The sequence below is a fragment of the Marinobacter sp. genome, assembly GCF_965229985.1.
In the GTDB taxonomy this organism is placed as follows: domain Bacteria; phylum Pseudomonadota; class Gammaproteobacteria; order Pseudomonadales; family Oleiphilaceae; genus Marinobacter.
Genome location: NZ_OZ245935.1, coordinates 217,636 through 240,393 on the forward strand (window position 1 = coordinate 217,636; position 22,758 = coordinate 240,393).

21 protein-coding genes are annotated in these 22,758 nt (G+C 58.9%); 17 read left to right on the forward strand and 4 right to left on the reverse strand.

Going from position 1 to position 22,758, the window contains the following annotated elements:
- The 6 genes from ACO06L_RS00955 to ACO06L_RS00980 are packed head-to-tail and all read left to right on the forward strand — an operon-like array spanning position 1 to position 6,207.
- Positions 1-2,205, forward strand: coding sequence for a xanthine dehydrogenase family protein molybdopterin-binding subunit (locus ACO06L_RS00955; RefSeq protein ID WP_202348457.1), 2,205 nt, complete (start codon positions 1-3; stop codon positions 2,203-2,205).
- Positions 2,198-3,193: an XdhC family protein gene (locus tag ACO06L_RS00960; RefSeq protein WP_227716136.1), complete on the forward strand. Its 996-nt coding sequence runs from the start codon at positions 2,198-2,200 to the stop codon at positions 3,191-3,193. The genes ACO06L_RS00955 and ACO06L_RS00960 overlap by 8 nt, the downstream gene beginning before the upstream one ends.
- 49 nt (positions 3,194-3,242) lie before the next feature.
- Entirely contained in the window at positions 3,243-3,869 is a 627-nt protein-coding gene (locus ACO06L_RS00965) for a methylthioribulose 1-phosphate dehydratase (protein WP_064230534.1), read from the forward strand.
- A complete protein-coding gene (locus tag ACO06L_RS00970) occupies positions 3,866-4,426 on the forward strand; it encodes a 1,2-dihydroxy-3-keto-5-methylthiopentene dioxygenase (RefSeq protein ID WP_064230535.1) in 561 nt (186 codons plus the stop codon). The genes ACO06L_RS00965 and ACO06L_RS00970 overlap by 4 nt, the downstream gene beginning before the upstream one ends.
- On the forward strand, positions 4,423-5,115 hold the full coding sequence (gene mtnC / locus ACO06L_RS00975) for an acireductone synthase (RefSeq protein ID WP_064230536.1): 693 nt from the start codon (positions 4,423-4,425) through the stop codon (positions 5,113-5,115). The genes ACO06L_RS00970 and mtnC overlap by 4 nt, the downstream gene beginning before the upstream one ends.
- A 36-nt stretch (positions 5,116-5,151) precedes the next feature.
- The gene (locus ACO06L_RS00980) at positions 5,152-6,207 is read left to right on the forward strand and encodes a DUF3080 domain-containing protein (protein ID WP_202348456.1); all 1,056 of its coding nucleotides are present in this window, start codon (positions 5,152-5,154) and stop codon (positions 6,205-6,207) included.
- Between the two features lie 6 nt (positions 6,208-6,213).
- Here ACO06L_RS00980 and ACO06L_RS00985 read toward each other — a convergent pair whose 3' ends face one another.
- From ACO06L_RS00985 to arsC, 4 genes are read right to left on the reverse strand one after another with little or no spacing between them, the layout of a single operon-like run.
- Positions 6,214-8,031, reverse strand: a complete 1,818-nt coding sequence (locus ACO06L_RS00985; protein WP_202348455.1) for a GspE/PulE family protein — start codon at positions 8,029-8,031, stop codon at positions 6,214-6,216.
- A 20-nt stretch (positions 8,032-8,051) separates the two neighbouring features.
- Complete coding sequence (locus ACO06L_RS00990; protein WP_064230539.1) at positions 8,052-8,423, reverse strand: DUF2069 domain-containing protein; 372 nt, start codon at positions 8,421-8,423, stop codon at positions 8,052-8,054.
- Between the two features lie 57 nt (positions 8,424-8,480).
- Positions 8,481-9,086, reverse strand: a complete 606-nt coding sequence (gene wrbA / locus ACO06L_RS00995; protein ID WP_064230540.1) for an NAD(P)H:quinone oxidoreductase — start codon at positions 9,084-9,086, stop codon at positions 8,481-8,483.
- Positions 9,087-9,129: 43 nt separating this feature from the next.
- A complete protein-coding gene (gene arsC / locus ACO06L_RS01000) occupies positions 9,130-9,483 on the reverse strand; it encodes an arsenate reductase (glutaredoxin) (RefSeq protein WP_202348454.1) in 354 nt (117 codons plus the stop codon).
- A 68-nt stretch (positions 9,484-9,551) separates the two neighbouring features.
- Between arsC and ACO06L_RS01005 the strand changes: the two genes are divergently transcribed.
- The 11 genes from ACO06L_RS01005 (at position 9,552) to truD (ending at position 22,757) form a co-directional block, all read left to right on the forward strand.
- Positions 9,552-10,019: a TlpA disulfide reductase family protein gene (locus tag ACO06L_RS01005; RefSeq protein WP_320407650.1), complete on the forward strand. Its 468-nt coding sequence runs from the start codon at positions 9,552-9,554 to the stop codon at positions 10,017-10,019.
- A 45-nt stretch (positions 10,020-10,064) separates the two neighbouring features.
- Positions 10,065-13,547: a DNA polymerase III subunit alpha gene (gene dnaE / locus ACO06L_RS01010; protein WP_202348452.1), complete on the forward strand. Its 3,483-nt coding sequence runs from the start codon at positions 10,065-10,067 to the stop codon at positions 13,545-13,547.
- Positions 13,548-13,686: 139 nt separating this feature from the next.
- The gene (accA, locus tag ACO06L_RS01015) at positions 13,687-14,640 is read left to right on the forward strand and encodes an acetyl-CoA carboxylase carboxyl transferase subunit alpha (protein WP_008172897.1); all 954 of its coding nucleotides are present in this window, start codon (positions 13,687-13,689) and stop codon (positions 14,638-14,640) included.
- On the forward strand, positions 14,624-15,979 hold the full coding sequence (gene tilS / locus ACO06L_RS01020) for a tRNA lysidine(34) synthetase TilS (RefSeq protein ID WP_202348451.1): 1,356 nt from the start codon (positions 14,624-14,626) through the stop codon (positions 15,977-15,979). Before accA ends, tilS begins: the two co-directional genes overlap by 17 nt.
- Before the next feature lie 87 nt (positions 15,980-16,066).
- Positions 16,067-17,695 carry a CTP synthase gene (locus tag ACO06L_RS01025; protein WP_202348450.1) on the forward strand — a complete coding sequence of 543 codons (1,629 nt, stop codon included), beginning with the start codon at positions 16,067-16,069 and terminating at the stop codon, positions 17,693-17,695.
- Positions 17,696-17,697: 2 nt separating this feature from the next.
- The gene (gene kdsA / locus ACO06L_RS01030; protein ID WP_202348449.1) at positions 17,698-18,543 is read left to right on the forward strand and encodes a 3-deoxy-8-phosphooctulonate synthase; all 846 of its coding nucleotides are present in this window, start codon (positions 17,698-17,700) and stop codon (positions 18,541-18,543) included.
- 180 nt (positions 18,544-18,723) lie between these two features.
- Complete coding sequence (gene eno / locus ACO06L_RS01035) at positions 18,724-20,019, forward strand: phosphopyruvate hydratase (RefSeq protein WP_202348448.1); 1,296 nt, start codon at positions 18,724-18,726, stop codon at positions 20,017-20,019.
- Between the two features lie 205 nt (positions 20,020-20,224).
- Complete coding sequence (locus ACO06L_RS01040; RefSeq protein WP_202348447.1) at positions 20,225-20,497, forward strand: septum formation initiator family protein; 273 nt, start codon at positions 20,225-20,227, stop codon at positions 20,495-20,497.
- Between the two features lie 6 nt (positions 20,498-20,503).
- Positions 20,504-21,205 (forward strand): 2-C-methyl-D-erythritol 4-phosphate cytidylyltransferase, encoded by a 702-nt coding sequence (ispD, locus tag ACO06L_RS01045; protein WP_202348446.1) that lies wholly within the window; start codon positions 20,504-20,506, stop codon positions 21,203-21,205.
- A 26-nt stretch (positions 21,206-21,231) separates the two neighbouring features.
- Positions 21,232-21,711 (forward strand): 2-C-methyl-D-erythritol 2,4-cyclodiphosphate synthase, encoded by a 480-nt coding sequence (gene ispF, locus ACO06L_RS01050; protein WP_202348445.1) that lies wholly within the window; start codon positions 21,232-21,234, stop codon positions 21,709-21,711.
- On the forward strand, positions 21,708-22,757 hold the full coding sequence (gene truD / locus ACO06L_RS01055) for a tRNA pseudouridine(13) synthase TruD (RefSeq protein WP_202348444.1): 1,050 nt from the start codon (positions 21,708-21,710) through the stop codon (positions 22,755-22,757). The genes ispF and truD overlap by 4 nt, the downstream gene beginning before the upstream one ends.
- Position 22,758: the final 1 nt, after the last annotated feature.

Below are 22,758 nucleotides of genomic sequence, written 5' to 3' on the forward strand. Positions count from 1 at the left end.
ATGGCCATGAACCGACGAAATTTCCTCAAGGTCAGTGCCGGAGCCTCCGGCAGTCTTATGGTTTCAATGACGCTGCCGGGCTGTGCCGGAATCCAGACCGGCTACGAGCCGGATACAGGTGAGTGGCGGCCCGATGCCTGGCTCGAACTGACCACCGATGACGAGGTTTTCTTCACCCTGGCCCGGGTCGAAATGGGGCAGGGCACCTACACCGGATTGACGACGCTCATCGCGGAGGAGCTGGAAATCCAGCCTGAGCGGATCACGCCCCGCTTCGCGCCCGTGGCGCCCGAGTATCGAAATCCCCTTTATAAACTTCAGCTCACTGGCGGCAGTACCAGTGTTGCAACCAGCTGGGAGCCCCTCCGTATGGCCGGCGCGGAAGCCCGCCAGATGCTGGTTATGGCGGCAGCCCGGGTCTGGAGCGTCAAGGCAGCTGAGTGCCAAGCCAGTGAAGGGCGGGTGGTGCACCCGAACGGTATCGATTCCATGGCCTATGGCAAGTTGGTGGCGCTGGCGGCCAAAGAGGTGGTGCGGGGTGATATTGCCCTCAAGCCACGGAGTGAATGGAAGTATATCGGTAAGCAACGGGGCAAACTGGATGCCCGGGCCAAGTCAACGGGCACCGCGGTTTACGGAATTGATGTCGACCTTCCGGACATGGTGTACGGCGTTGTTTCACGGCCCCCTCGTCGCGGAGGCCGGGTTCGGGGCTTCAACGCTGATCAGGTCCGGGCAATGCCTGGTGTGCTTGACGTATTCGAGATCGAGCGCGGCGTTGCCGTGGTCGCAGATAAGTACTGGCGAGCCCGGAAGGCCCAGGACGCGCTCCAGATAGACTGGGATTTCTCGGATGCCGTGTCTCTGTCTACAGGCGACGTGTTCGATTCATACCGCGCCGCAGCTGATGACGATCCCGGAGAGTCCGAGCGCAGTGAAGGCAGCTTTGCCAGCGCCATGGAGGCGGGGGACAGGGTAATAGAAGCGGAGTACGCCCAGCCATACCTTGCCCACGCGACGTTGGAGCCCATGAACGCCACGGCCTGGTACCGGGGAGACCGGATGGAAGTCTGGGCCCCCACCCAGGCGCCGGATCTTGGTCGGGTCGCGGCAGCCAGGGCGACCGATCTCGGGCCTGACGATATCATCATCAATACCACCTTCCTCGGCGGCGGTTTTGGCCGTCGCCTGACCCAGGATTATATAGAAGAAGCAGCGGCGGTGGCCTATCGCACCGGGCGGCCGGTGAAGGTCATCTGGTCCCGGGAAGAAGACACCCGCCACGATCTATATCGTCCGGCAATGCTGCACCGTATGAAAGCCAGCCTGTCTGGTGATGAACTGACAGGCTGGCATCACCAGATTGTTGGCCCCCAGATTCTTGACTGGTATGTCCGCAACGCCGCGCCGGCCCAGTATCCCTGGGCACCGAAATTCATGTACGACACCCTTGGCTCGGTCGGACTGATGGCCGAAGGCATCGCCACACCCAAAGATATCTCTGCGATCGAGGGCGCCATCGAGTATCCCTACCAGGTGGCCAACATTGATATCCGCCATACCCATACCGATCCCGGCATTCCCATTACCTGGTGGCGTTCCGTGGGCTATTCCCACAACGGCTTTGCGGTTGAAACCTTCATGGACGAACTCGCCCATGAAGCCGGGGAAGATCCCTTCCAGTTTCGCCGCCGGTTGATTTCCCACGAGCCACGGCACCTCGAAGTGCTTGAACGGGCTGCCCGGCTCGCGGATTGGCAATCGCCTGTGCCGGACGGACGGGCCCGGGGGCTCGCTTTGTTCCGGAGTTTTGGCACCTACGTGGCGCAGGTGGTCGAAGCCGGAATCGAGAATGGTGCCGTTCGGGTTTACAGGGTCACCTGTTCGGTGGATTGTGGTCAGGTGGTGAATCCGCGGATCGTGGAAGACCAGATCGAGGGCGGCATTCTCTTCGGGCTGACCGCAGCACTCTACGGTGAGATTACCCTGCAGGACGGCGAGGTCCAGCAGAGCAACTTTCATGATTATCCGTTGATGAGACAGTACGAACGACCTGAGGTGCTGGTGGATATTGTCGATAGCACCGAGGCGCCGACCGGCGTTGGTGAGCCGGGCGTGCCTCCGGTAATTCCGGCCCTGGGTAATGCTCTGTTCGCTCTGAACGGCAAGCGCCAGCGAAGCCTGCCCTTGAAAGCCAATGCCTGAGTCACACGTTGCCCATTCGGTTGCTACCGGCCGCCAGACAGTCATAGACCGGATGTCTGAATGGCTGCAGGCGGGGCAGCGGGCCTGGCTGTGCACCATTGTCGAGACCTGGGGTTCCTCGCCACGCCCGGTCGGCTCCTGGCTGGCGATTGCTGAATCCGGTCACTGGAGCGGTTCGGTATCCGGCGGCTGCCTGGAAGAGGATCTTTTGCGTCGTACAGCGGAAGACGGACCGGATCATCCTGTCTTTGTTGATTACGGAATTACCGATGATGACCGGGACCATTTCCAACTGCCGTGCGGTGGCCGGATCCGGCTTCTTGTCGAACCCCTGCGAGGCCAGTCAGGGCTTGATCACGTGCAGGCGCTGGCGGGTGCTTTGCGCGATCGCGAGCCGGTGGTTCGTCACGTACCCATGAAAGGTGTTGCGGCCCTGGAGCATGCCGTGGCCATGAACGGCACGTCGGTTCGCTTCGACGGCGAGCAGCTCATCCACGCCCTGCAGCCAGAATGCCGGCTGTTGCTGATTGGCGCTGGCGAGGTTGCCCGTTACGTTTTCGAGTTCGCAACAGCAGCAGAATTTGCCGTAACTCTCTGCGAACCCAGGGAAACATTTGCCGCTGGCTGGAGTTTTGATCATATTCCGCTGGACCGGCGCCTGCCCGATGATCTGATATCGGCCCGGTTTGGCGATGCCTGGTCCGGCATTCTGGCCCTGGCGCACGATCCTCGTATCGACGATATGGGGCTGCTGGCGGCCCTTCATTCCGATGCCTTTTACATTGGCGCCATGGGCTCCCGCAAAACCTCGGAAGCCCGGCGGGAAAGACTCGCCTCTCTGGGGCTCGATAAGGCAGCACTGGAACGACTGCGCGCGCCCATTGGCGTCGATATTCCGAGCAAGACGCCGGCAGAAATTGCCATCTCCATTGTCGCCGATCTGATTGCTGCACGGCACCATTTGCGGGGCGCTGCTTCGTCCCTATAATGGCGGCCATGGGAGTGTTGTAAGCACTCCGAAACCCGGGAGAGAGCTCGTGTTTGATGTAACCCGATACGCAGTCGCTGCGGATGCGATTGTTGAGGCCGGCCGCTTCCTTTACCAGCAGGGCTGGTCACCAGCAACCAGCAGCAACTATTCGGCCCGCATAGACGCGGAACACATTGCCATAACCGTTTCCGGCCGCCACAAGGGCCAGCTGGGTGCCGGCGATGTTATGGTGGTGGACCTGGCTGGTCGCCCGGTTCAGAGTGACTGTCGCTCCTCCGCAGAGACCCGGTTGCATACGGTGTTGTACGAGGTGTTTCCGGAGGTTGGCGCGGTGCTTCACACGCACTCGGTGAAGGCAACGGTTCTCAGTCGCCTGCTGGAACCCGGCCAGCCGCTGTCGCTGGAGGGCTACGAATTGCAAAAGGCGTTTACCGGTGTCGACACCCACGAATCGGTCCTGACCGTTCCGGTGTTCGACAACACCCAGGATATCGACGCGCTGGCGGAGCATACCCGGGCGTGGTTCCGGGAACACCCCGAGCAGCCCGGTTATCTGATTCGTGGCCATGGCCTATACACCTGGGGCAAAACCATGTCCGATTGCCTGCGCCATGTCGAGGCTTTTGAATTCCTGTTTGAATGTGAGCTTGAAACCATGAGGGTCCGCCCATGACTACCCTGAGTATTTTTAACCAGAGCCAGCCCGAAAAGGCGAGCAAGGTTACCGAGAACCCCGCGGAGATTCGCGACCTCCTGGCCCGCCAGGGTGTGCGCTTTGAGCAGTGGCCAACCAGGGATTTGCCGGCTGATGCATCCCAGGAAGACATTCTGCAGGCATACGGCGACGAAGTGGCAAAGCTTAAGGAAGACTGCGGCTTTCAGACCGCCGATGTGATTAGCCTGAACCCGGACAATCCGCAGAAAGAGGCGTTCCGCCAGAAATTCCTCGATGAGCACACCCACAGTGAGGATGAGGTCCGTTTCTTTGTTCGTGGCCAGGGCCTGTTTTACCTGCACTTCGGCAACGAGGTGTTTGCTGTGCTGTGCCAGAAAAACGATCTGATCAGCGTGCCCGATGGCACACGGCACTGGTTCGACATGGGGCCGGAACCGGAATTCACCTGTATTCGCCTGTTTACCAATCCTGAAGGCTGGGTCGCCGATTTTACCGGTGAAGACATCGCCAGCAGGTTGCCCCGTTACGAGGCGCTGGCAGGAGCAGCGGAATGATCCGGGTTGTGCTGACGGACATTGAAGGGACCACCAGCTCGATCTCGTTTGTGCATGACGTCCTGTTTCCCTACGCCAGCGAACACCTGCCGGGGTTTGTCCGCGACCAGCATCAGGACAATCTCGCGGTTTCCGAGCAACTGGATGCGGTGGCTGAGGTTTCAGGTGTGGCTCGTGAGGATGTTGAAGGCCTGATCGAGGTGCTGAAGACCTGGATCATTGAAGATCGCAAGGAAACTTCCCTGAAGGCGCTGCAGGGCATGGTCTGGGAGCAGGGATACCAGCAGGGAGAGCTGAAGGGCCATATCTACGCCGATGCAGCCGATTACCTGCAGCGCTGGCATGATCGGGGTCTGCGTCTGTTCGTATACTCATCAGGGTCGGTCAAGGCCCAGAAGCTGATTTTCGGTTTCACCACGGAAGGCGACTTTACGCCATTCTTCTCCGGCTACTTCGATACCCGTATCGGTGGCAAGAAAGAGGTGGCCTCATACCGCAATATTCTGGCGGAGTTGGGCGTGGAGGCGGCCACGGTGTTGTTCCTGTCAGACGTGGAAGCCGAACTTGAGGCAGCCGAGGAAGCCGGTATGCAAACCGCCTGGCTTGTTCGCGAGGGGGATCTGCCGGAAACCGAACGTTTTGTTGCCCGTGATTTTGCGGAGGTTGATACCCTGCTGCAAAAGCGCTAGGCCAACGGCTTTTTCACGCTACCGCAGGAGGAATGAATGCCCGGAACCGGATTTTGCAGAATCGTTGCGCCGGTTCTCGCCGTGCTTCTTGCCGGTTGCGACCCTTTCTCTGACGCCCGCCCCATGATGGATGAGTACGTGGAGCGGGTGGCCCGGGTGCTGGAGACCGATCCCGAGTTTTCTGACATCCTTTCCGCAAGCCAGCTCCCCCGCCGCCGCGACCGGGTCTTGACCATGCCCGAGCTGGACATGGGGATGCTCGACTTTCTCTCGCTTTACGGTTGTGAACTCCAGTACGTGGTTGGGGAGAAAGCCTCGGTGATGGGGCGGGTTATGCAGCCCCTGAACCGTCTGCGCTATGAAATCCGGTTTATCGAAGCGGCTCGGGATTGTCTTCCCGAGATAGAAGATGAAGAGTTCGCCGAAGAGCTTACCGGCGCCATCGACAGCAAGCTTGAATCCCTGCCCATTGCCATCTGGAATGCCACCTGGGGCGTCGAAGAAATCGAGAAACTGTTCACCCTGGCCAAGGGCTATTATCCGGTCGCGCCTGAGGGCAATCCCGTGTCGGATCTGGCCCTTGATATTGAAAGCCTGAATTCAGCAGTTGCCCGTTTGTACTCCGAGGATCTGGCGGTTTCCCTCGATTTTGCCGGCGACGTTCATCAGCGCTGGCAGGCGGAATACCGCGCCGGCCAGTTGATCAACAGCGCGCTTCTTCTGACCGCACGGCTGCAGGACGGGACAAAATTGCTCAGGCAGAGAATCGACGGCCGCCCCCTGTGCCTCGATGGCAAGCCCAATAACCAGTCGGATATTGTGCAGAACATGTTCTTCAGCGTGTATATCGAAAAGATCCAGCCCTACATGAGCGCCGTGACCCAGGGACGGGTTGCGCTCATCGAGCCGTTCGAGCGGCTGGCATCGGTGCAGCAGGAGGTCATGCCCGAGAGTTTCACCGGCTGGTATGAGCGGCATCTCTCACAGGACGCTGAGGCCAGCCTCTGGCGGGAGCTCGATGTGGCCATGATGGCGCATACCAGAGCCTGGCAGGATTTACTGGGCCAGTGCGGATTGCGCCCGGGGGCTTGACCAGGTTCAGCGCTGGCTTTCGGGCGTCACTCGCAGAATTTCTTCGACCGTTGTCTGGCCGGCGGCCACTTTCTGTGCACCACTCAGGCGCAGGGATTTCATGCCTTCCTTGTAGGCATCCAGCCTTAGCTGCTCCAGCTCGCAATGATCGGTGATCTGGTGTAGCAATGTGCCTGACAGCGTCATGATTTCATAAACCCCTGCGCGGCCAAGATACCCTGTGTTCCGGCATTCCAGGCAACCTACGGGTTGATAGAACTGCTTGGGAACCGGCGCTTTCCAGGGCCGGGTGAGGGTCTGCCAGGCCTGTTCGTCAGCAGGGCCGGGCGACTTGCAATGGGGGCACAGAGTTCGGGCAAGCCGTTGTGCCATCACGCCCAGTACCGTGGCCCGAATCAGGTAAGGTGGAATGCCCAGTTCCATCATCCGGGTAATCGCGCTCGGTGCATCGTTGGTGTGCAGGGTTGAGAGCACCAGATGGCCAGTGAGCGCGGCCTGAACCGCCATTTCCGCCGTTTCCAGATCGCGGATCTCACCGATCATGATGATATCCGGATCCTGTCGCAGCAAGGCCCGCACGCCGGCCGCAAAGGTCAGGTCGATGTTGGTCTGAACCTGCATCTGGTTGAACGCAGGCTCCACCATTTCGATGGGATCCTCGATGGTGCAGACGTTGAGCTCGGGTGAGGCAATCTGTTTCAGGGTCGAATACAGGGTCGTGGTTTTGCCGGACCCGGTCGGGCCGGTTACCAGGACAATACCGTGTGGACGGGACGTGATTTCCTGCCACCGCTGGCGGTCTTCCTTGCCGAATCCCAGTTGCTCGTAGGACTTCAGCAGCACGTCCGGATCAAAAATCCGCATGACCATCTTTTCGCCAAAGGCAGTTGGCATGGTGGCCAGACGCAGTTCCACCTCCCGGTTATCGGGCTTGCGGGTTTTGATACGACCGTCCTGCGGGCGGCGTTTCTCTGCCACATTGAGGCGGCCAAGGATCTTCAGCCGACTGGTAACCGCCACGCCCACGTGTTCCGGGAATTCGTAGACGTTGTGAAGCACGCCGTCGATCCGGAACCGCACCTGGGTGACCGTTCGGCGGGGCTCAATGTGGATGTCCGAGGCGCGCTGGTCAAAGGCGTACTGCAGTAGCCAGTCGACGATCTTGACGACGTGCTGGTCATTGGCGTCCGGATGTTCGCTGGCGCCAAGATCCAGTAATTGCTCGAAATTCTGGTTGCCGGCTACACCCGGGCCCTGGCCGCCACTGGCCTTGCTGACGGAATTGGCCAGTTGATAAAACTCGACGGTGTATCTGCGGATATCCTCGGGGTTGGCGACAACGCGACGGATATCCTTGCGGACGGCCTGTTGAAGGTTTTGTACCCAGTCGCTCTTGAACGGCTCACTGCTGGCGATCAGCACCTCGTCGGCGCCGATCTCAACTGCCAGGATGCCATGGCGCTGGGCGAAGGCGTAAGACATCACCCGGGCAATGGCGGGTGTGTCGATCTTCAGAGGGTCAATATGGTAGTAGGGTTGCCCGGCCCAATCGGCCAGCCAGTGGGTCAGTCGGTCCAGGTCGAGGGTGCGGCCGCTTTTCTGGCTGGTAAGCGCGGCAATGGCAACCAGTTCCAGCGGATGGCGTTTTCCCTTCTGTCCTTCGCCAGTGGCTGCGCCGAGATTGGCCGAAAGCACCCGTTCGGCGTCTTCCTGGCCGATTTCTCCGCTGGTCACAAGTGCGGTGCAAACATCTCTCAGGGTCAGGGTGCTTCTGGGCGGCGCGGGTGGCCTCGGCACGGTTCCGGAGTTGCTTGTTTCAGCCATAAAGTGTCAGGTCCAGGAATTCAGGGTGTATTTCCATTCGCCACTGGCCGGTTCACTTTGAGGTGAATCATGGCAACAGTGAACAACAGGAAGGTCAGTACCGTCAGAATGACCGGTCCGGGAGCGCCTTCACTCAGCCAGGCGGAAACGACGGCCTGGGTGAAGTAGAAGATCACCACGAACGACATCCAGATATAGCCCCGATTGTGGCCCCGAAACACCGGAACCGCAAAGGGCAGAAGAGGAATCAGTTTCACAGCCAACATCAACGGTATTGATACGCCCTCGACGGGTGCCGGGTAGAAGGTCGTAATCAGCAAGGTGGCAAGCACGCCGATATAGAGCGCGATGGTTGCCCGCACGGTGGTGCGGGCCTTCGGGTTGTTCAGCATAGTGTGTTCCGGGATAAATAAGTGTTAAGCAACGTACGTCTGGTACCCGAGCCTGTATCAGTCAGCGAGTTTCAGCGCGAGCCGGGCCAGGCGCTCGCCAAATGCCTGGCACAGCGCTTTCTCGTGATTGCTCAGTGGCTGTTGTTCACCGGTTCCTGCCCAATGGGTCGGGCCATAGGGTGTGCCACCGGTTTGCGTGTCCCCCAGGCTTTTCTCGGAGTAGGGCAGGCCGCAGACGACCATGCCGTGATGCAGGAGCGGCATCATCATTGTCATCAGTGTGGTTTCCTGTCCGCCATGAAGGCTGCCGGTCGACGTAAATGCGCCGGCGGGCCTGCCTTCGAGTGTGCCGGCCAGCCAGAGATCGCCCGTGCTGTCCAGGAAATGCTTCAGAGGTGCCGCCATGTTACCAAAGCGGGTGGGGCTGCCGATGGCCAATCCGGCACAACTTGCGAGATCCGATTTGCTGGCATAAGGTGCGCCGGAATCTGGCACGGCGGGCAGCGACGCTTCCGTGTCCGGGGAAACCGGCGGTACTGATCTCAGTCTGGCTTCAATGCCTGCCACACGGGCCACGCCTCGGCCGATCTGGCTGGCCAGCTCCGCCGTCTGGCCGGTACGGCTGTAAAAAAGCACGAGAACATACGGCAATTGCTCGGACATGGTCAGCGATCCTTCTGATCTGACGCGGGGAAGTTGTGTGGGCTCACAGAATCGAAAGAACGTTTTCCGGTGGGCGACCAAGGGCTGCTTTGCCATTGGCGATTACGATCGGTCGTTCAATCAGCTTCGGTGTCGCTGCCATGGCCGCGATTAACTGCTCATCACTGAGGTCGGGGTTGTTCAGGCCCTGTTCTTTGTACTCTTTTTCTTTTATGCGCATCAGTTCGCGAGGACGCAGATCCAGAGCGTTCAGAATATCCTTTAGCTCCTGCTCTGTCGGTGGTGTTTCCCGGTAGCGTATAATCTCCGGCTCAATTCCCCGTTCGGTAAGCAGTTCAAGGGTTTGACGGGATTTCGAGCAGCGTGGGTTGTGGAAAATCCGGGTTGGTTCTGTCATCTTCGTGCCTGGTTGTCTGAATGGAGTCCACTATTTCTGTGGTCGGTAGTCTAACAGGAGGTTTTCCAGTGCAGTACCCTGATTCTGTTTGTGGTCACTCCCGCTTTTATCTGGTTGGTGTTGCGCTGCTTGTTCTGGCTCTGGCCGGTTGTGAGAAAATTGAACTTGAGAGGGCCGAGGGAACAAAACTGAATTGGGACAACTTGCGCGGTCAATGGGTGCTGGTTAACTACTGGGCGGAATGGTGCAAGCCATGTCTTGAAGAAATACCAGAGCTCAATGAGCTGGACAAGGCGCCCGATATCACTGTGCTGGGTGTCAATTTTGATGGCGTGCGGGGCGATGCCCTGGTCGAGCTCGGCGAGCGAATGGGTATCGAATTCACCATGCTGGCGGACGATCCTGGGCCCGGGTTCGGTTGGAAATTGCCGGTCGCGTTGCCGGCCACGTTCCTGGTTAACCCCGGCGGCGATCTGGTTGAAACCCGTTTTGGCCCTCAGACCGAAGAAGAGCTCCGGACCGTGATCGGCGGCTGAGACCGCTGCCCTAATTGAATTACACAGCAGGAATAACCTGACGTTATGTCGCAGACTTTTGTACACCTCCGTGTCCATTCCGAATACTCCATGGTGGATGGCCTGGTCAGGGTTAAACCGCTGATCAACCGTGTTGCCGAGCTGGGCATGCCGGCCGTTGGCCTCACTGAGCAATCCAACATGTGCTCGCTGGTACGTTTCTATAAAGCGGCCATGGGCGCGGGGGTAAAACCGATCATCGGCGCGGATCTGTGGCTGGAAAACCCGGACGAGCCCGAGAACCCGTTCCGGCTGACACTGCTGGCCCGGGATAACGATGGCTACCTCAACCTCACTGAAATCATTTCCCTGGGTTACACCGAGGGCCAGCGTTTCGGCAAGCCGATCATTCAGCGCAAGTGGCTTGAGGCCCGGGCGAACGGTCTGATTGCGCTCTCCGGCTCCAGGATGGGCGATGTGGGCAAGGCACTGATGGCGGGCAAGCCGGAGCTGGCCCGAGAGCGCGCACGTTACTGGATGGATTTGTACCCGGATAGCTACTACCTCGAGTTACAGCGCACCGGTCGTCCCGGAGACGAAGACTGTCTGCACCTGAGTGTTGAGCTGGCCGGTGCCCTTGGCCTCCCGGTGGTTGCCACTAACGACGTCCACTTCCTCGAGGCGGAAGACTTTGAGGCTCACGAGGCCAGGGTCTGTATCGGTGAGAGTCGTACCCTGGATGATCCGCGCCGTGATCGCCGGTTCAGTGACCAGCAGTACCTGCGCAGCGCCGATGAGATGATCGAGCTGTTCAGCGACATTCCGGAAGCGATCGAGAACACCGTGGAGATTGCCCGGCGCTGCTCGGTGAAGGTTCGGATGGGCGAGTACTTCCTGCCCAATTACCCGATTCCCGATGGCATGACCATGGACGACTATTTCCGGAAGGTCTCCGAGGAGGGGCTGGAAGAGCGGCTGGCCAAGACTCTGAGCAAGGAAGATCCGGAATATGATGCCAAACGCGAGGCCTACTACAAACGCCTGAACTTCGAGCTGGATATCATCATCCAGATGGGGTTCCCGGGCTACTTCCTGATCGTGATGGACTTCATCAAGTGGGCCAAGAACAACGGTGTGCCCGTGGGGCCGGGCCGGGGTTCCGGTGCCGGCTCGCTGGTGGCCTATGCCCAGTTGATTACCGATCTGGACCCCTTGGAGTACGACCTGCTGTTCGAGCGGTTCCTGAACCCGGAACGGGTATCCATGCCCGACTTTGACGTCGACTTCTGCATGGAGGGCCGGGATCGGGTGATCGAATACACCGCCCAGAAATACGGTCGAGAGGCGGTGTCGCAGATCATTACCTTCGGCACCATGGCCGCGAAGGCGGTTGTACGGGATGTTGCCCGGGTGCAGGGCAAATCCTATGGCCTGGCCGACAAGCTGTCCAAAATGATCCCGTTCGAGCCGGGCATGACCCTGGAGAAGGCTCTGGAGCAGGAACCACAGCTGGTCGAGTTTCTCGAGAACGACGAGGAAGCCCAGGAAATCTGGGAAATGGCTCGGAAGCTTGAAGGCGTGTGCCGGAATGCCGGTAAACACGCCGGTGGTGTCGTGATCGCGCCCACCAAGATCACCGATTTTTCGCCCCTGTACTGCGACGACGAGGGTGGCAGCCTGGTGACCCAGTTCGACAAGGGCGATGTGGAAGATGCCGGACTGGTGAAATTTGACTTCCTGGGCCTGCGGACGCTCACGATCATCAAGTGGGCGCTGAACATGATCAATCCGCGCCGGGAAAAGAAGGGCATGCAGCCGCTCGACATCAACGAGATTCCGCTTGATGACGTGCCCTCGTTCGACATGCTCAAGAAAGCCGAAACCACGGCGGTGTTCCAGCTGGAATCCCGGGGCATGAAGGACCTGATTCGCCGCCTCCAGCCGGACTCTTTGGAAGACATGATCGCCCTGGTGGCGTTGTTCCGGCCGGGGCCTCTGCAGTCGGGCATGGTGGATGACTTTATCGACCGTAAGCACGGTCGCCAGCCCATGTCCTTCCCGCACCCGGATTATCAATATGAAGGCCTGAAGCCGGTTCTTGAACCCACCTACGGGGTCATCCTTTACCAGGAGCAGGTCATGCAGATTGCCCAGGTGATGGCAGGTTATAGCCTGGGTAACGCTGACATGCTGCGTCGGGCGATGGGTAAGAAAAAACCCGAGGAGATGGCCAAGCAGAAACAGTTCTTTCTGGATGGTTGCGAGAAAAATGGCATCAACACAACCCTCGCAGAAAACATCTTCGACCTGGTGGAGAAGTTCGCCGGTTACGGTTTCAACAAGTCTCACTCGGCCGCCTACGCGTTGGTGTCCTACCAGACCCTCTGGCTGAAAGCCCATTACCCTGCAGAGTTCATGGCTGCAGTACTGACCGCCGATATGCAGAACACCGACAAGGTGGTCACGCTGGTGGAAGAGTGCCGGAACATGAAGCTGGATCTTCTGGTGCCCGACGTCAGCCGCTCGGAATACACCTTTACCGTCAACGACGAGGGTCAGATTGTGTACGGCCTCGGTGCGATTAAAGGCCTGGGCGAGGGCCCGATCCAGAGCATCGTCGAAGGGCGTGGTGATGGCGAGCCCTATCAGGATATTTTCGATTTTTGCCGACGCATTGACCTGAAAAAGGTCAACAAGCGCGCCATGGAAGCGCTGATCCGGTGCGGCGCCATGGACAAGCTTGGCGCCAGCCGGGCTCAGTTGATGGCCAGCATCGATAAGGCCGTGCAGCAGGCCGGCCAGCAATCCCGGAACGAATCCGTTGGCATGATGGATATGTTCGGTGAAATGCTCGAGGCGGGCGACGGTGGCGATCCCTACGAGGATGTGGCCGGTATGCGCGAGTGGCCCGAAAAACAGCGGCTGAAAGGCGAGAAAGATACCCTGGGGCTTTACCTCACCGGCCACCCGTTCGATGAATACGAGAAAGAGGTTCGGCGGTTTGTCCGGTCCTCCATAGCCGATCTGAAGCCGAACAAGTCACCCCAGCGCGTCGCCGGGTTGGTGGTTGCCCAGCGCACCATGAAAACCCGCACCGGCTCCACCATGTGTTTCATTACGCTGGACGACAGAAGCGCGCGGATCGAGGCGACCCTGTTCTCGGAAGCTTTCTTTGAAAATCGGGAACTGTTGCAGTCGGACCAGGTGATCGTGGTGGAGGGGCAGGTCAGCCACGACGACTATTCCGGCCAGATGAAGATGCGGGTGAGTACGGTTATGGATGTGGCGAGTGCTCGCCAGCAGTTCAGCCGCGGACTGAAGCTGAACCTGCATGCCGATCAGCTACAAAACGGCCTGCTGGAGAAACTGGAAACCACCCTGAGACCGTTCCGGTGTGAGGGTAGTCCGGTCTGGATAGAGTACAGCAGCCCCGAGGCGTCCACCCGGATCGAGCTGGGTGAGTCCTGGCGTGTGCAGCCGGATGACAACCTGCTACTGGAGCTCCGTTACCTCGTAGGCGACCAGTCGGTAGAACTGGTCTATGATTGAGAAAGCTGAAAATTAAAAGTTTGTCAGATAGCGGACTCATACCAATGTCCGCTTTAGCCACTGACCGGGCGCTGCTATCTTTGTGTAAATTCTGGTTTGGCGGAGCATTTTCCCGCCTGGCAAAAAATGATGGAACATCATGAACCCTAACTATCTGGATTTCGAACAGCCAATCGCCGACCTGGAAGCCAAGATTGAAGAGCTTCGGATGGTTGGCAATGACACCGACATCAATATTACCGACGAGATCACCCGGCTGAAGAAGAAGAGCGTCAGCCTCACAGAGAGCATTTTCTCCGATCTCAAGCCCTGGGACGTTGCCCGACTGGCTCGCCATCCCCGCCGGCCCTACACCCTGGACTACATCGAATCCATGTTTGAGGATTTTGATGAGCTGCACGGCGACCGCCGTTATGCAGACGACCTGGCCATCGTGGGCGGCACTGCCCGGTTGGATGACAAGCCGGTGATGGTGATTGGTCATCAGAAGGGCCGGGAGGTGCGGGACAAGGTCAAGCGTAACTTTGGTATGCCTCGCCCGGAGGGGTATCGCAAGGCCCTGCGCCTGATGGAAATGGCGGAGCGGTTCAAGATGCCCATTCTAACGTTCATCGATACACCGGGCGCCTATCCGGGCATTGGTGCTGAAGAACGAGGCCAGAGTGAGGCCATTGCCTTCAACCTGGCCGTGATGTCCCGCCTCAAGACACCCATTATCTCCACGGTGATCGGTGAGGGCGGTTCCGGTGGCGCGTTGGCCATCGGTGTCTGTGACCAGTTGAACATGCTGCAGTATTCCACCTACGCGGTTATTTCCCCGGAAGGTTGTGCCTCAATCCTGTGGAAGAGTGCGGAATATGCGGCCCAGGCCGCAGAGGCCATGGGTGTTACCGCTGATCGGCTGAAAGATCTTGGCCTGGCGGATAACGTGGTGACCGAGCCCCTCGGTGGCGCTCACCGCAACCCCGAAAAAATGTCGGAATCCCTCAAGGAGGTTCTGGCAAAAGGCGTCGCTGAGCTCAGCCGCCTGCCACTGGATGAGCTGGTATCCCGCCGCTACGAGCGGCTGACCCGCTATGACACCGGGCGCTGAGCCCGGCTCCGGATTCCGCTGGCCGGAGGCGCTTTGCGCCCCGGTCAGAGAACTCCCAGATCACGCCCGCCTGTGGGTTGCCCTTAGCGGCGGCCTGGATTCGACACTGCTATTACACCTTGCAGTCCATTGTCATGGCTGCACCGGAACCGTGCGGGCAGTGCACATCAATCATCAACTTCAGCCGAACGCATCCGATACCGAGTCGTTTTGCCGCGACCTGTGTGATCGTCTGGGTGTGCCGCTGGTGGTGGAGCGGGTAACTGTTGCTGCAGCAGGGAATGGGGCTGGCGGTGGTGGCATCGAAGAGGCGGCCCGCAAGGCGCGGTATTCCGCATTCGAGGCACTGATGCAGCGCAGGGACCTGCTTTTGATGGCTCACCATGGTGATGATCAGGCGGAAACGGTTCTGTTCCGGATGCTGAGGGGTAGTGGCGTGGCAGGACTGGCAGGCATGCCGGCCAGTCGCGCACTGGGCCCGGCCATGCTTGCCCGGCCTCTCTTGGGTTTTGAGCGGGCCGAGCTTGAGCACTGGGCGCGATCCGCCGGCCTGGCATGGATTGACGATCCCAGTAATACCGACCAGCGATTCGACCGGAACTTTCTGCGCCACACCGTGCTACCGCTTCTACGCGAGCGCTGGCCGGGACTGAATCGCAGGCTCCGGCACACGGCAGAGTCCTGCGCCGAAAGCGAAGCGCTTAACCGTAAGCTGGCGGCTATGCAGTGGCAGGCTGTAGGCGGCGATCAGGACCGTCTGCCCGTCGATGGGCTGAAAACACTGCCTCTGGCGGAGCAGAAAAATCTGATTCGTTGGTGGGTTCGGGAACGCGGGTTTCATGCGCCCACGATTTCTGACTGGCAGCAGGTCATTCAGGACCTGTTGTTTGCAGGGGAAGACCGGGAGCCGGAGTTCCGGTCCGACGGCTTCAGTCTGCGCCGTTTTCAGGGCGATCTTTACCTGGTTCCCGATCACTCGCCTCTGCCGGAGGTTCCCCTTGCTCTGGAGCCCGGTCCCGGGCTGAACTTCGGTGAATGGTTCCTCAGGCTGGAACCTGCCGTTACCCCGGAAAGGCCATTGCCGCCAATACGGATATTTACGAGGCAGGGTGGCGAGCGGGTCCGTTTCCGCCCCGATGGGCCGTCCCGTTCGCTCAAGAAATGGCTGCAGGAAGTCGGCGTTCCACCCTGGGAAAGGGCCCGTCTGCCGCTGGTTTTCGCGGGTTCCGGGGACGCAGCAGAGCTCATTGCCGTTGGCGATTTATGGTGTTCTGAGCAATACTCGGGAGGCGCCCATGCCGCCGGTTGGCGGCTGGTTGTAGAGCGGGAATGTGATTGAGTCAATGGGGCCTTTCTGGTAGTCTGGCGTCCCATCTTGAGATGACAATCTCCCTCCTTCACCGAACCAGACAATCACGGAATCTGCATGACGCGTTATATTTTCGTCACCGGCGGTGTCGTGTCCTCCTTGGGGAAAGGTATCGCATCAGCCTCACTGGCCGCGATCCTCGAGGCACGCGGCCTGAAGGTCACTATTCTCAAGCTGGACCCGTACATCAACGTGGACCCCGGCACCATGAGCCCGTTCCAACACGGTGAGGTTTTTGTCACCGAGGATGGCGCGGAAACAGACCTCGATCTGGGCCACTATGAGCGCTTTATCCGCTCCCCGATGAGCAAGCGCAACAACTTCACCACCGGCCGGGTTTACGAAGAAGTGATCCGCAAGGAGCGCCGTGGTGACTACCTGGGCGGAACCGTTCAGGTAATTCCCCACATCACCGACGAAATCAAGCGGCGGGTCGTTGAAGGTGCCGCCGGAGCCGACGTGGCGCTGATCGAAATCGGTGGTACCGTGGGCGATATTGAATCCCTGCCGTTCCTCGAAGCCTGTCGTCAATTGAAGGTCGAAGTGGGCCCCCAGCGTGCGCTTTTCATGCACCTGACCCTGGTTCCGTACATTGCTACTGCTGGCGAAATCAAGACCAAGCCCACCCAGCATTCCGTCAAGGAAATGCGCTCTATCGGTCTGCAGCCGGATATCCTGCTGTGCCGCTCCGAGCACGAGGTGGACGCCAGTTCACGTCGCAAGATTGCCCTGTTCACCAACGTCGAAGAGCGGGCGGTTATTCCTCTCCAGGATGCCAAATCCATTTACGCCATTCCGCGCATGCTCTATGAGCATGGTCTGGATCAGCTCGTTATTGAGCGCTTCGGTCTGGATGCCCGTCCTGCGGACCTGAGTGAGTGGGACAACGTTGTTGAGTCGTTGATGAACCCCGAGGACGAAGTGACCATTGCCATGGTTGGCAAATACATGGAACTTCTGGATGCCTACAAGTCTCTGATCGAGTCCCTGTTGCACGCCGGCATCAAGACCCGCACCAAGGTCAATATCAACTACATCGATTCTGAAGATATCGAGCGTGATGGCACCGGTGCGCTGGCCAGCGCCGACGCGATTCTGGTGCCGGGCGGCTTTGGCGAACGGGGTGTGGAAGGCAAGATCCGCACAGTCCAGTATGCCCGTGAGAACAAGGTGCCTTACCTGGGTATCTGTCTGGGTATGCAGGTTGCAGTTATTGAGTACGCCCGCAACGTGGCAGGTCTCAAAGAAGCACACAGTACGGAATTCCGCACTCACACGCCGGAACCAGTGGTTGGCCTGATCACCGAATGGCTGGACTCGACCGGAGAGCGTGAAGAGCGCACTGAAGAATCCGATCTGGGTGGGACCATGCGTCTTGGCGCCCAGGACTGCGTTCTCACCGAAGGTTCCACCATTGCCAACTGCTATGGCAAGAAAACCATTCGCGAGCGTCATCGCCACCGTTACGAGGTGAACAACCATTTCCTGCCGAGGTTGGAAGAGGCTGGTCTCCAGATTTCTGGTCGTTCGACCGATGGCCGCCTGGTAGAAGTTGTTGAGGCGCCGGACCACCCCTGGTTTGTCGCCTGCCAGTTCCATCCGGAGTTTACCTCCACGCCCCGCGACGGCCACCCGCTGTTCAGGGGGTTCGTTGAGGCAGCACTGGCCTGCAAGAAAGGATCCTGAGTATGGCGCAGAGCACTGTAAACGTATCGGGAATCGACGTCGCCAACCACAAGCCGTTTGTGCTCTTTGGTGGCATGAACGTCCTCGAGTCGCCGGAACTGGCCATGGAAGTGGCCCAGGCTTATGTTGAGGCTACCGGCAAGCTGGGTATTCCCTACGTTTTCAAGGCGTCTTTTGATAAAGCCAACCGGTCGTCTGTGAATTCCTTCCGTGGCCCCGGCCTGGAGAAAGGTCTTCAGATACTGGCGGACATCAAGAGCAAGTATGGTGTGCCCATCATCTCGGACGTTCACGAGCCAGCCCAGGCGGCTCCGGCAGCCGAAGTCTGTGACATCATCCAGCTGCCGGCTTTCCTGAGCCGCCAAACGGACCTGGTGGTCGCTATGGCGAAAACCGGTGCGGTGATCAACATCAAGAAGGCCCAGTTCCTGGCTCCCCAGGAAATGAAACACATCATCACCAAGTGCGAGGAAGCCGGCAACGATAAGGTGATCCTGTGTGAGCGGGGCAGCAGCTTCGGTTACAACAACCTGGTTGTCGACATGCTGGGCTTTGGCATCATGAAGGCCATGAACGTGCCGGTAATGTTCGATGTGACCCACTCCCTGCAGATGCCGGGCGGACGAGCCGATTCCGCCGGCGGCCGCAGGGCCCAGGTGACGGATCTGGCTTTGGCAGGTATGTCCCAGGGCCTGGCTGGCCTGTTCCTCGAGGCCCATCCGGACCCGGACAAGGCCAAATGCGATGGCCCCTGCGCGCTGCGGCTCAGCCAGTTGGAGCCCTTCCTACAGCGGGTGAAATCTGTGGATGATCTGGTAAAAAGTTTTAAACCTATCGACACCGCCTGATTGGCGGTGTTGGCGTTTTACGCGGACTATGGGAGCGAGCGGGAACGGCCCTGCGAAAATGTAGAGGGCCATGGATGGCCCGAAACAAGCGCACAGGGATGTGCTTGTAGCGGTTTTCGCAGGGCCGTTCCCGCTCGCTCTGGCTCCCGAATTTGAACATGAACTTGGAGACAGAGAAGAATGACCAAGATTGCCAACATCAAAGGCCGTGAGGTGCTGGATTCCCGCGGTAACCCTACTGTCGAAGCAGACGTTATCCTTGAAGACGGAACTATTGGAAGCGCATGCGCTCCCTCTGGAGCGTCTACCGGTTCACGCGAGGCTCTTGAGCTGCGTGACGGTGACGCTTCCCGTTACCTTGGCAAAGGTGTTCTGAAGGCAGTTGAAGCCGTGAACAGCAAGATTCGTGATGCACTGGTAGGCAAAGATGCAGCGGATCAGCGCACTCTGGACCAGATCATGCTGGATCTCGATGGTACCGAGAACAAGGCGAACCTGGGCGCCAATGCAATTCTGGCGGTTTCCCTTGCTGCGGCCAAGGCAGCGGCAATCTCCCTGGGCAAGCCGTTGTATGCGCACATTGCCGACATCAATGGCACCTCCGGCAAGTTTTCCATGCCGGTGCCGATGATGAACATCCTGAACGGTGGCGAGCACGCGGATAACAACGTTGATATCCAGGAGTTCATGGTTCAGCCGGTTTCCGCCAAGAGCTTCTCTGAAGCCCTGCGTGTCGGCGCGGAGATTTTTCACAGCCTGAAAAAAGTGCTGAAGGCCCAGGGCCTGAACACAGCGGTTGGTGATGAGGGTGGTTTTGCTCCCAACCTGCCCTCCAACGAAGCCGCGCTGGCGGTGATTCAGGAAGCGGTCGAGAAGGCCGGTTACAAGCTGGGTACCGATGTGACGCTGGCCCTGGACTGTGCGTCCTCCGAATTCTACAAAGATGGCCAGTACCAGCTGTCCGGTGAAGGCAAGAGCTTCGATTCCGAAGGCTTTGCCGACTACCTGGCGGGTTTGTGCGAGCGTTACCCGATTGTCTCCATCGAAGACGGTATGGATGAGAGCGACTGGGATGGCTGGAAAGTGCTGACCGACAAGCTCGGAAGCAAGGTTCAGCTGGTGGGCGACGATCTGTTCGTTACCAACACCAAGATCCTCAAGCAGGGTATCGATAAGGGTGTGGGTAACTCTATCCTGATCAAGTTCAACCAGATTGGCAGCCTGAGCGAAACCCTCGATGCCATCAAGATGGCACAGGATGCCGGCTTCACCGCTGTGATTTCCCATCGCTCCGGTGAAACCGAGGACACCACCATTGCCGATCTGGCTGTGGCCACCTGTGCCGGCCAGATCAAGACCGGTTCCCTGTGCCGCTCCGATCGTGTTGCCAAGTACAACCAGCTGCTGCGTATTGAAGAGGCCCTGGAAGGCAAGGCGCCTTACCGCGGCCTGAGCGAGATCAAAGGGCAGGGCTGATCGACTGATCTGACCGGTTCTGGCAGAGTGTCAGGCCGGCAATCGGCGAAAAACTGTTAAGGCCATCGTGTTTCGGGTGAGAATCTGGACGCGATGGCCTTTTTGTACAGGCAGTTAGAAGAATTTGTTGCTAATCTACTCTAAGGTCTATACTCAACGTCCGGCGTTGGTATTTTGATTGATTGAATTTTGAACGGAATCGGCAATGAAGTTGCTCTGGACCATAATGGTAATTGTGATTCTCCTGCTGCAGGTGCGCCTGTGGGTCGGGGAGGGCAGCTTTGCGCAGGTATGGGCACTCGAGCAGTCCATCGCCGAGCAACGTGAAGAAAATGCCGAGCTGGCCACCCGCAATGAACGTCTTTATGCCGAAGTCAGGAATCTGCGTAACGAGCAGGGCGCCGTTGAAGAGCGGGCCAGAATGAACCTCGGCCTGATAAGAGAAGACGAGACCTTTTTCCTGGTTGTTGAAAACTGATTGTCTATGCCTGCTCCGAGACTTTGGCTGATTGTTCCTGCCGCCGGCATCGGCCAGCGTATGCAGGCTGAGCAACCGAAACAGTACCTTCGTATCGACCAACGTTTCATTCTCGACATCACCCTTTCCCGACTGCTGGATTCCGCGCCTTTTTCCGGCTGCATGGTGCCATTGCATCCGGCCGATCATTGGTGGCCTGATACCGAGGCCAGCGGAGATAGTCGAATCCAGACCTGCACCGGTGGTTCCGAAAGGGCGGGTTCGGTGTTGTCGGCACTGCATGCCATGGCGGAACAGGTCAGTGATGATGACTGGGTTCTGGTTCACGATGCGGCACGGCCATGTCTTCATACCCGGGATCTGTGCAATCTTATTGACCAACTCTACAACCACCCTGTTGGGGGGCTCCTGGCTTCGCCAGTGGCCGACACCCTCAAGAGCGCCGGCACCGGCGAGCTGCCCGAGGTTTCCGGGACGGTGGATCGCACAAGTTTGTGGCGGGCGTTAACGCCCCAGATGTTTCGCTATCGTATTCTGGTGGAGTCCCTGGAAGCGGCCCTTGCCAGGGAACTTCCGGTGACTGATGAGTCCTCTGCCGTGGAGTTTTCCGGTAACATGCCGGTTCTGGTCGAGGGGCGGCCGGACAATATCAAGATCACCGTACCCGCGGATCTGGCACTCGCAGGCTTTATTCTTAGCCGGTTCTGAACGTTCGGAGTTTTCCGGAGCACATTATGCGTATTGGTCAGGGCTTTGATGTCCATGCCTTCTGTGAAGGCGATTCTGTGATTATTGGAGGCGTAAGCATTCCCCATTCCCATGGGCTTAAGGCCCATTCCGATGGTGATGTCCTGCTGCATGCGCTGGCAGATGCGCTGCTGGGCGCCGCAGCACTTGGCGACATCGGACATTTTTTCCCGGACACCAGTGATGAGTGGGCAGGGGCCGACAGCCGCGATCTTTTGCGCCGGGTAATGACCCGGGTCCGGGATGAAGGGTTTGGTGTGGTGAACGTGGATACCACCATCATCGCTCAAGCACCCAAAATGGCACCTCATATTGATGCCATCCGGCTGAACATAGCTGAAGATCTGGGCGTGCCCGCCAGTCGCGTGAGCGTGAAAGCGACCACCACGGAAAACCTCGGTTTCACGGGGCGGGGTGAAGGCATCGCCTGCCAGGCCATCTGCCTGCTTGAACCGGTGGATTCGTGAGTCAGTGGCGTCTTGACTGGCCCACATCTGGCGGTGGCCGTATTGCTTCTGGTCGTTTAAAGACAACGCCCGGCGATTTCATTGTCGACGAGTTACTGGAATTTCTGGAAAGCGGCTCTGATGTTGACGCAGACGCAACTCCGGGCAGTGGAGAACATCTCTGCCTGAAACTGGAGAAAGTGGGCGATAACACGGAGTATGTCGCTCGCGAACTGGCCAGAATGGCGGATTGTCGGAGCTTTGATGTCGGCTTCTGCGGTCTCAAGGACCGGCATGCGGTAACACGCCAATGGTTCAGTCTTTATCGACCAGGTTGTGAAGCTGAAGACGCTTCGTTGATTAAGGAAATTGCCGCTCGCTGGCCCGTTCTGGCGGCCTCCCGACAGGCGCGGAAATTACGGCGAGGGGAACACAGGGGTAATGGCTTTGTTGTCACCCTTCGGGCCGTTACCGGGGAGCACGAGGTCATTGATCGTGCCCTGGTGCGTCTGGCAGATATTGGCGCTCCCAATTACTTTGGTCCCCAGCGGTTCGGCAACGGCGGCGCAAACCTTGACCGGGCGGTGCACCTGGATCCCGCCACCCTGAACCGTCGGAGCCGATCTGGCGGAAAAGGCCGCGGCGGCAAAAAGCGTGCTGGCAGCGACGGCTCGAAAAACGTATTGTATTTTTCGGCGGCGCGCTCTTGGCTGTTTAACGAGGTGCTCGCAGCTCGGGTAGAAGATGGTAGCTGGGCTGAGGCAGGGGCGACAGGGCCCCTTTGGGGTGACGGCGGCACGACTGCTTCCGGGGCGCTGGAAACTCTTGAACGGGACATTGTTGCGCAAACCCCGGGTCTGGCAAGCCTGTTCTCGGTCACCCGGATGAAACCGGAGCGACGGCCCCTGGCGGTAAAGCCAGGTAGGCTCTCCTGGCAGTGGCTGGCTGAGGACAGCCTGGAACTGACGTTTGTTCTGTCACCCGGCCAGTACGCCACAACGATTTTGAGTGATATTTTCGAGCTTGAGGACATGGGCCTCAGCCGACATAACGAACAACAAGGCTAAC

What these genes read in the sequence shown, in the direction of transcription:
- ACO06L_RS00955 (WP_202348457.1), top strand. Translation starts at nt 1, where the DNA reads ATGGCCATGAACCGACGAAATTTCCTCAAGGTCAGTGCCGGAGCCTCC.
- ACO06L_RS00960 (WP_227716136.1), top strand. Translation starts at nt 2,198, where the DNA reads ATGCCTGAGTCACACGTTGCCCATTCGGTTGCTACCGGCCGCCAGACA.
- ACO06L_RS00970 (WP_064230535.1), top strand. Translation starts at nt 3,866, where the DNA reads ATGACTACCCTGAGTATTTTTAACCAGAGCCAGCCCGAAAAGGCGAGC.
- mtnC (WP_064230536.1), top strand. Translation starts at nt 4,423, where the DNA reads ATGATCCGGGTTGTGCTGACGGACATTGAAGGGACCACCAGCTCGATC.
- ACO06L_RS00980 (WP_202348456.1), top strand. Translation starts at nt 5,152, where the DNA reads ATGCCCGGAACCGGATTTTGCAGAATCGTTGCGCCGGTTCTCGCCGTG.
- ACO06L_RS00985 (WP_202348455.1), bottom strand. Translation starts at nt 8,031, where the DNA reads ATGGCTGAAACAAGCAACTCCGGAACCGTGCCGAGGCCACCCGCGCCG.
- ACO06L_RS00990 (WP_064230539.1), bottom strand. Translation starts at nt 8,423, where the DNA reads ATGCTGAACAACCCGAAGGCCCGCACCACCGTGCGGGCAACCATCGCG.
- wrbA (WP_064230540.1), bottom strand. Translation starts at nt 9,086, where the DNA reads ATGTCCGAGCAATTGCCGTATGTTCTCGTGCTTTTTTACAGCCGTACC.
- arsC (WP_202348454.1), bottom strand. Translation starts at nt 9,483, where the DNA reads ATGACAGAACCAACCCGGATTTTCCACAACCCACGCTGCTCGAAATCC.
- dnaE (WP_202348452.1), top strand. Translation starts at nt 10,065, where the DNA reads ATGTCGCAGACTTTTGTACACCTCCGTGTCCATTCCGAATACTCCATG.
- accA (WP_008172897.1), top strand. Translation starts at nt 13,687, where the DNA reads ATGAACCCTAACTATCTGGATTTCGAACAGCCAATCGCCGACCTGGAA.
- tilS (WP_202348451.1), top strand. Translation starts at nt 14,624, where the DNA reads ATGACACCGGGCGCTGAGCCCGGCTCCGGATTCCGCTGGCCGGAGGCG.
- ACO06L_RS01025 (WP_202348450.1), top strand. Translation starts at nt 16,067, where the DNA reads ATGACGCGTTATATTTTCGTCACCGGCGGTGTCGTGTCCTCCTTGGGG.
- kdsA (WP_202348449.1), top strand. Translation starts at nt 17,698, where the DNA reads ATGGCGCAGAGCACTGTAAACGTATCGGGAATCGACGTCGCCAACCAC.
- eno (WP_202348448.1), top strand. Translation starts at nt 18,724, where the DNA reads ATGACCAAGATTGCCAACATCAAAGGCCGTGAGGTGCTGGATTCCCGC.
- ACO06L_RS01040 (WP_202348447.1), top strand. Translation starts at nt 20,225, where the DNA reads ATGAAGTTGCTCTGGACCATAATGGTAATTGTGATTCTCCTGCTGCAG.
- ispD (WP_202348446.1), top strand. Translation starts at nt 20,504, where the DNA reads ATGCCTGCTCCGAGACTTTGGCTGATTGTTCCTGCCGCCGGCATCGGC.
- ispF (WP_202348445.1), top strand. Translation starts at nt 21,232, where the DNA reads ATGCGTATTGGTCAGGGCTTTGATGTCCATGCCTTCTGTGAAGGCGAT.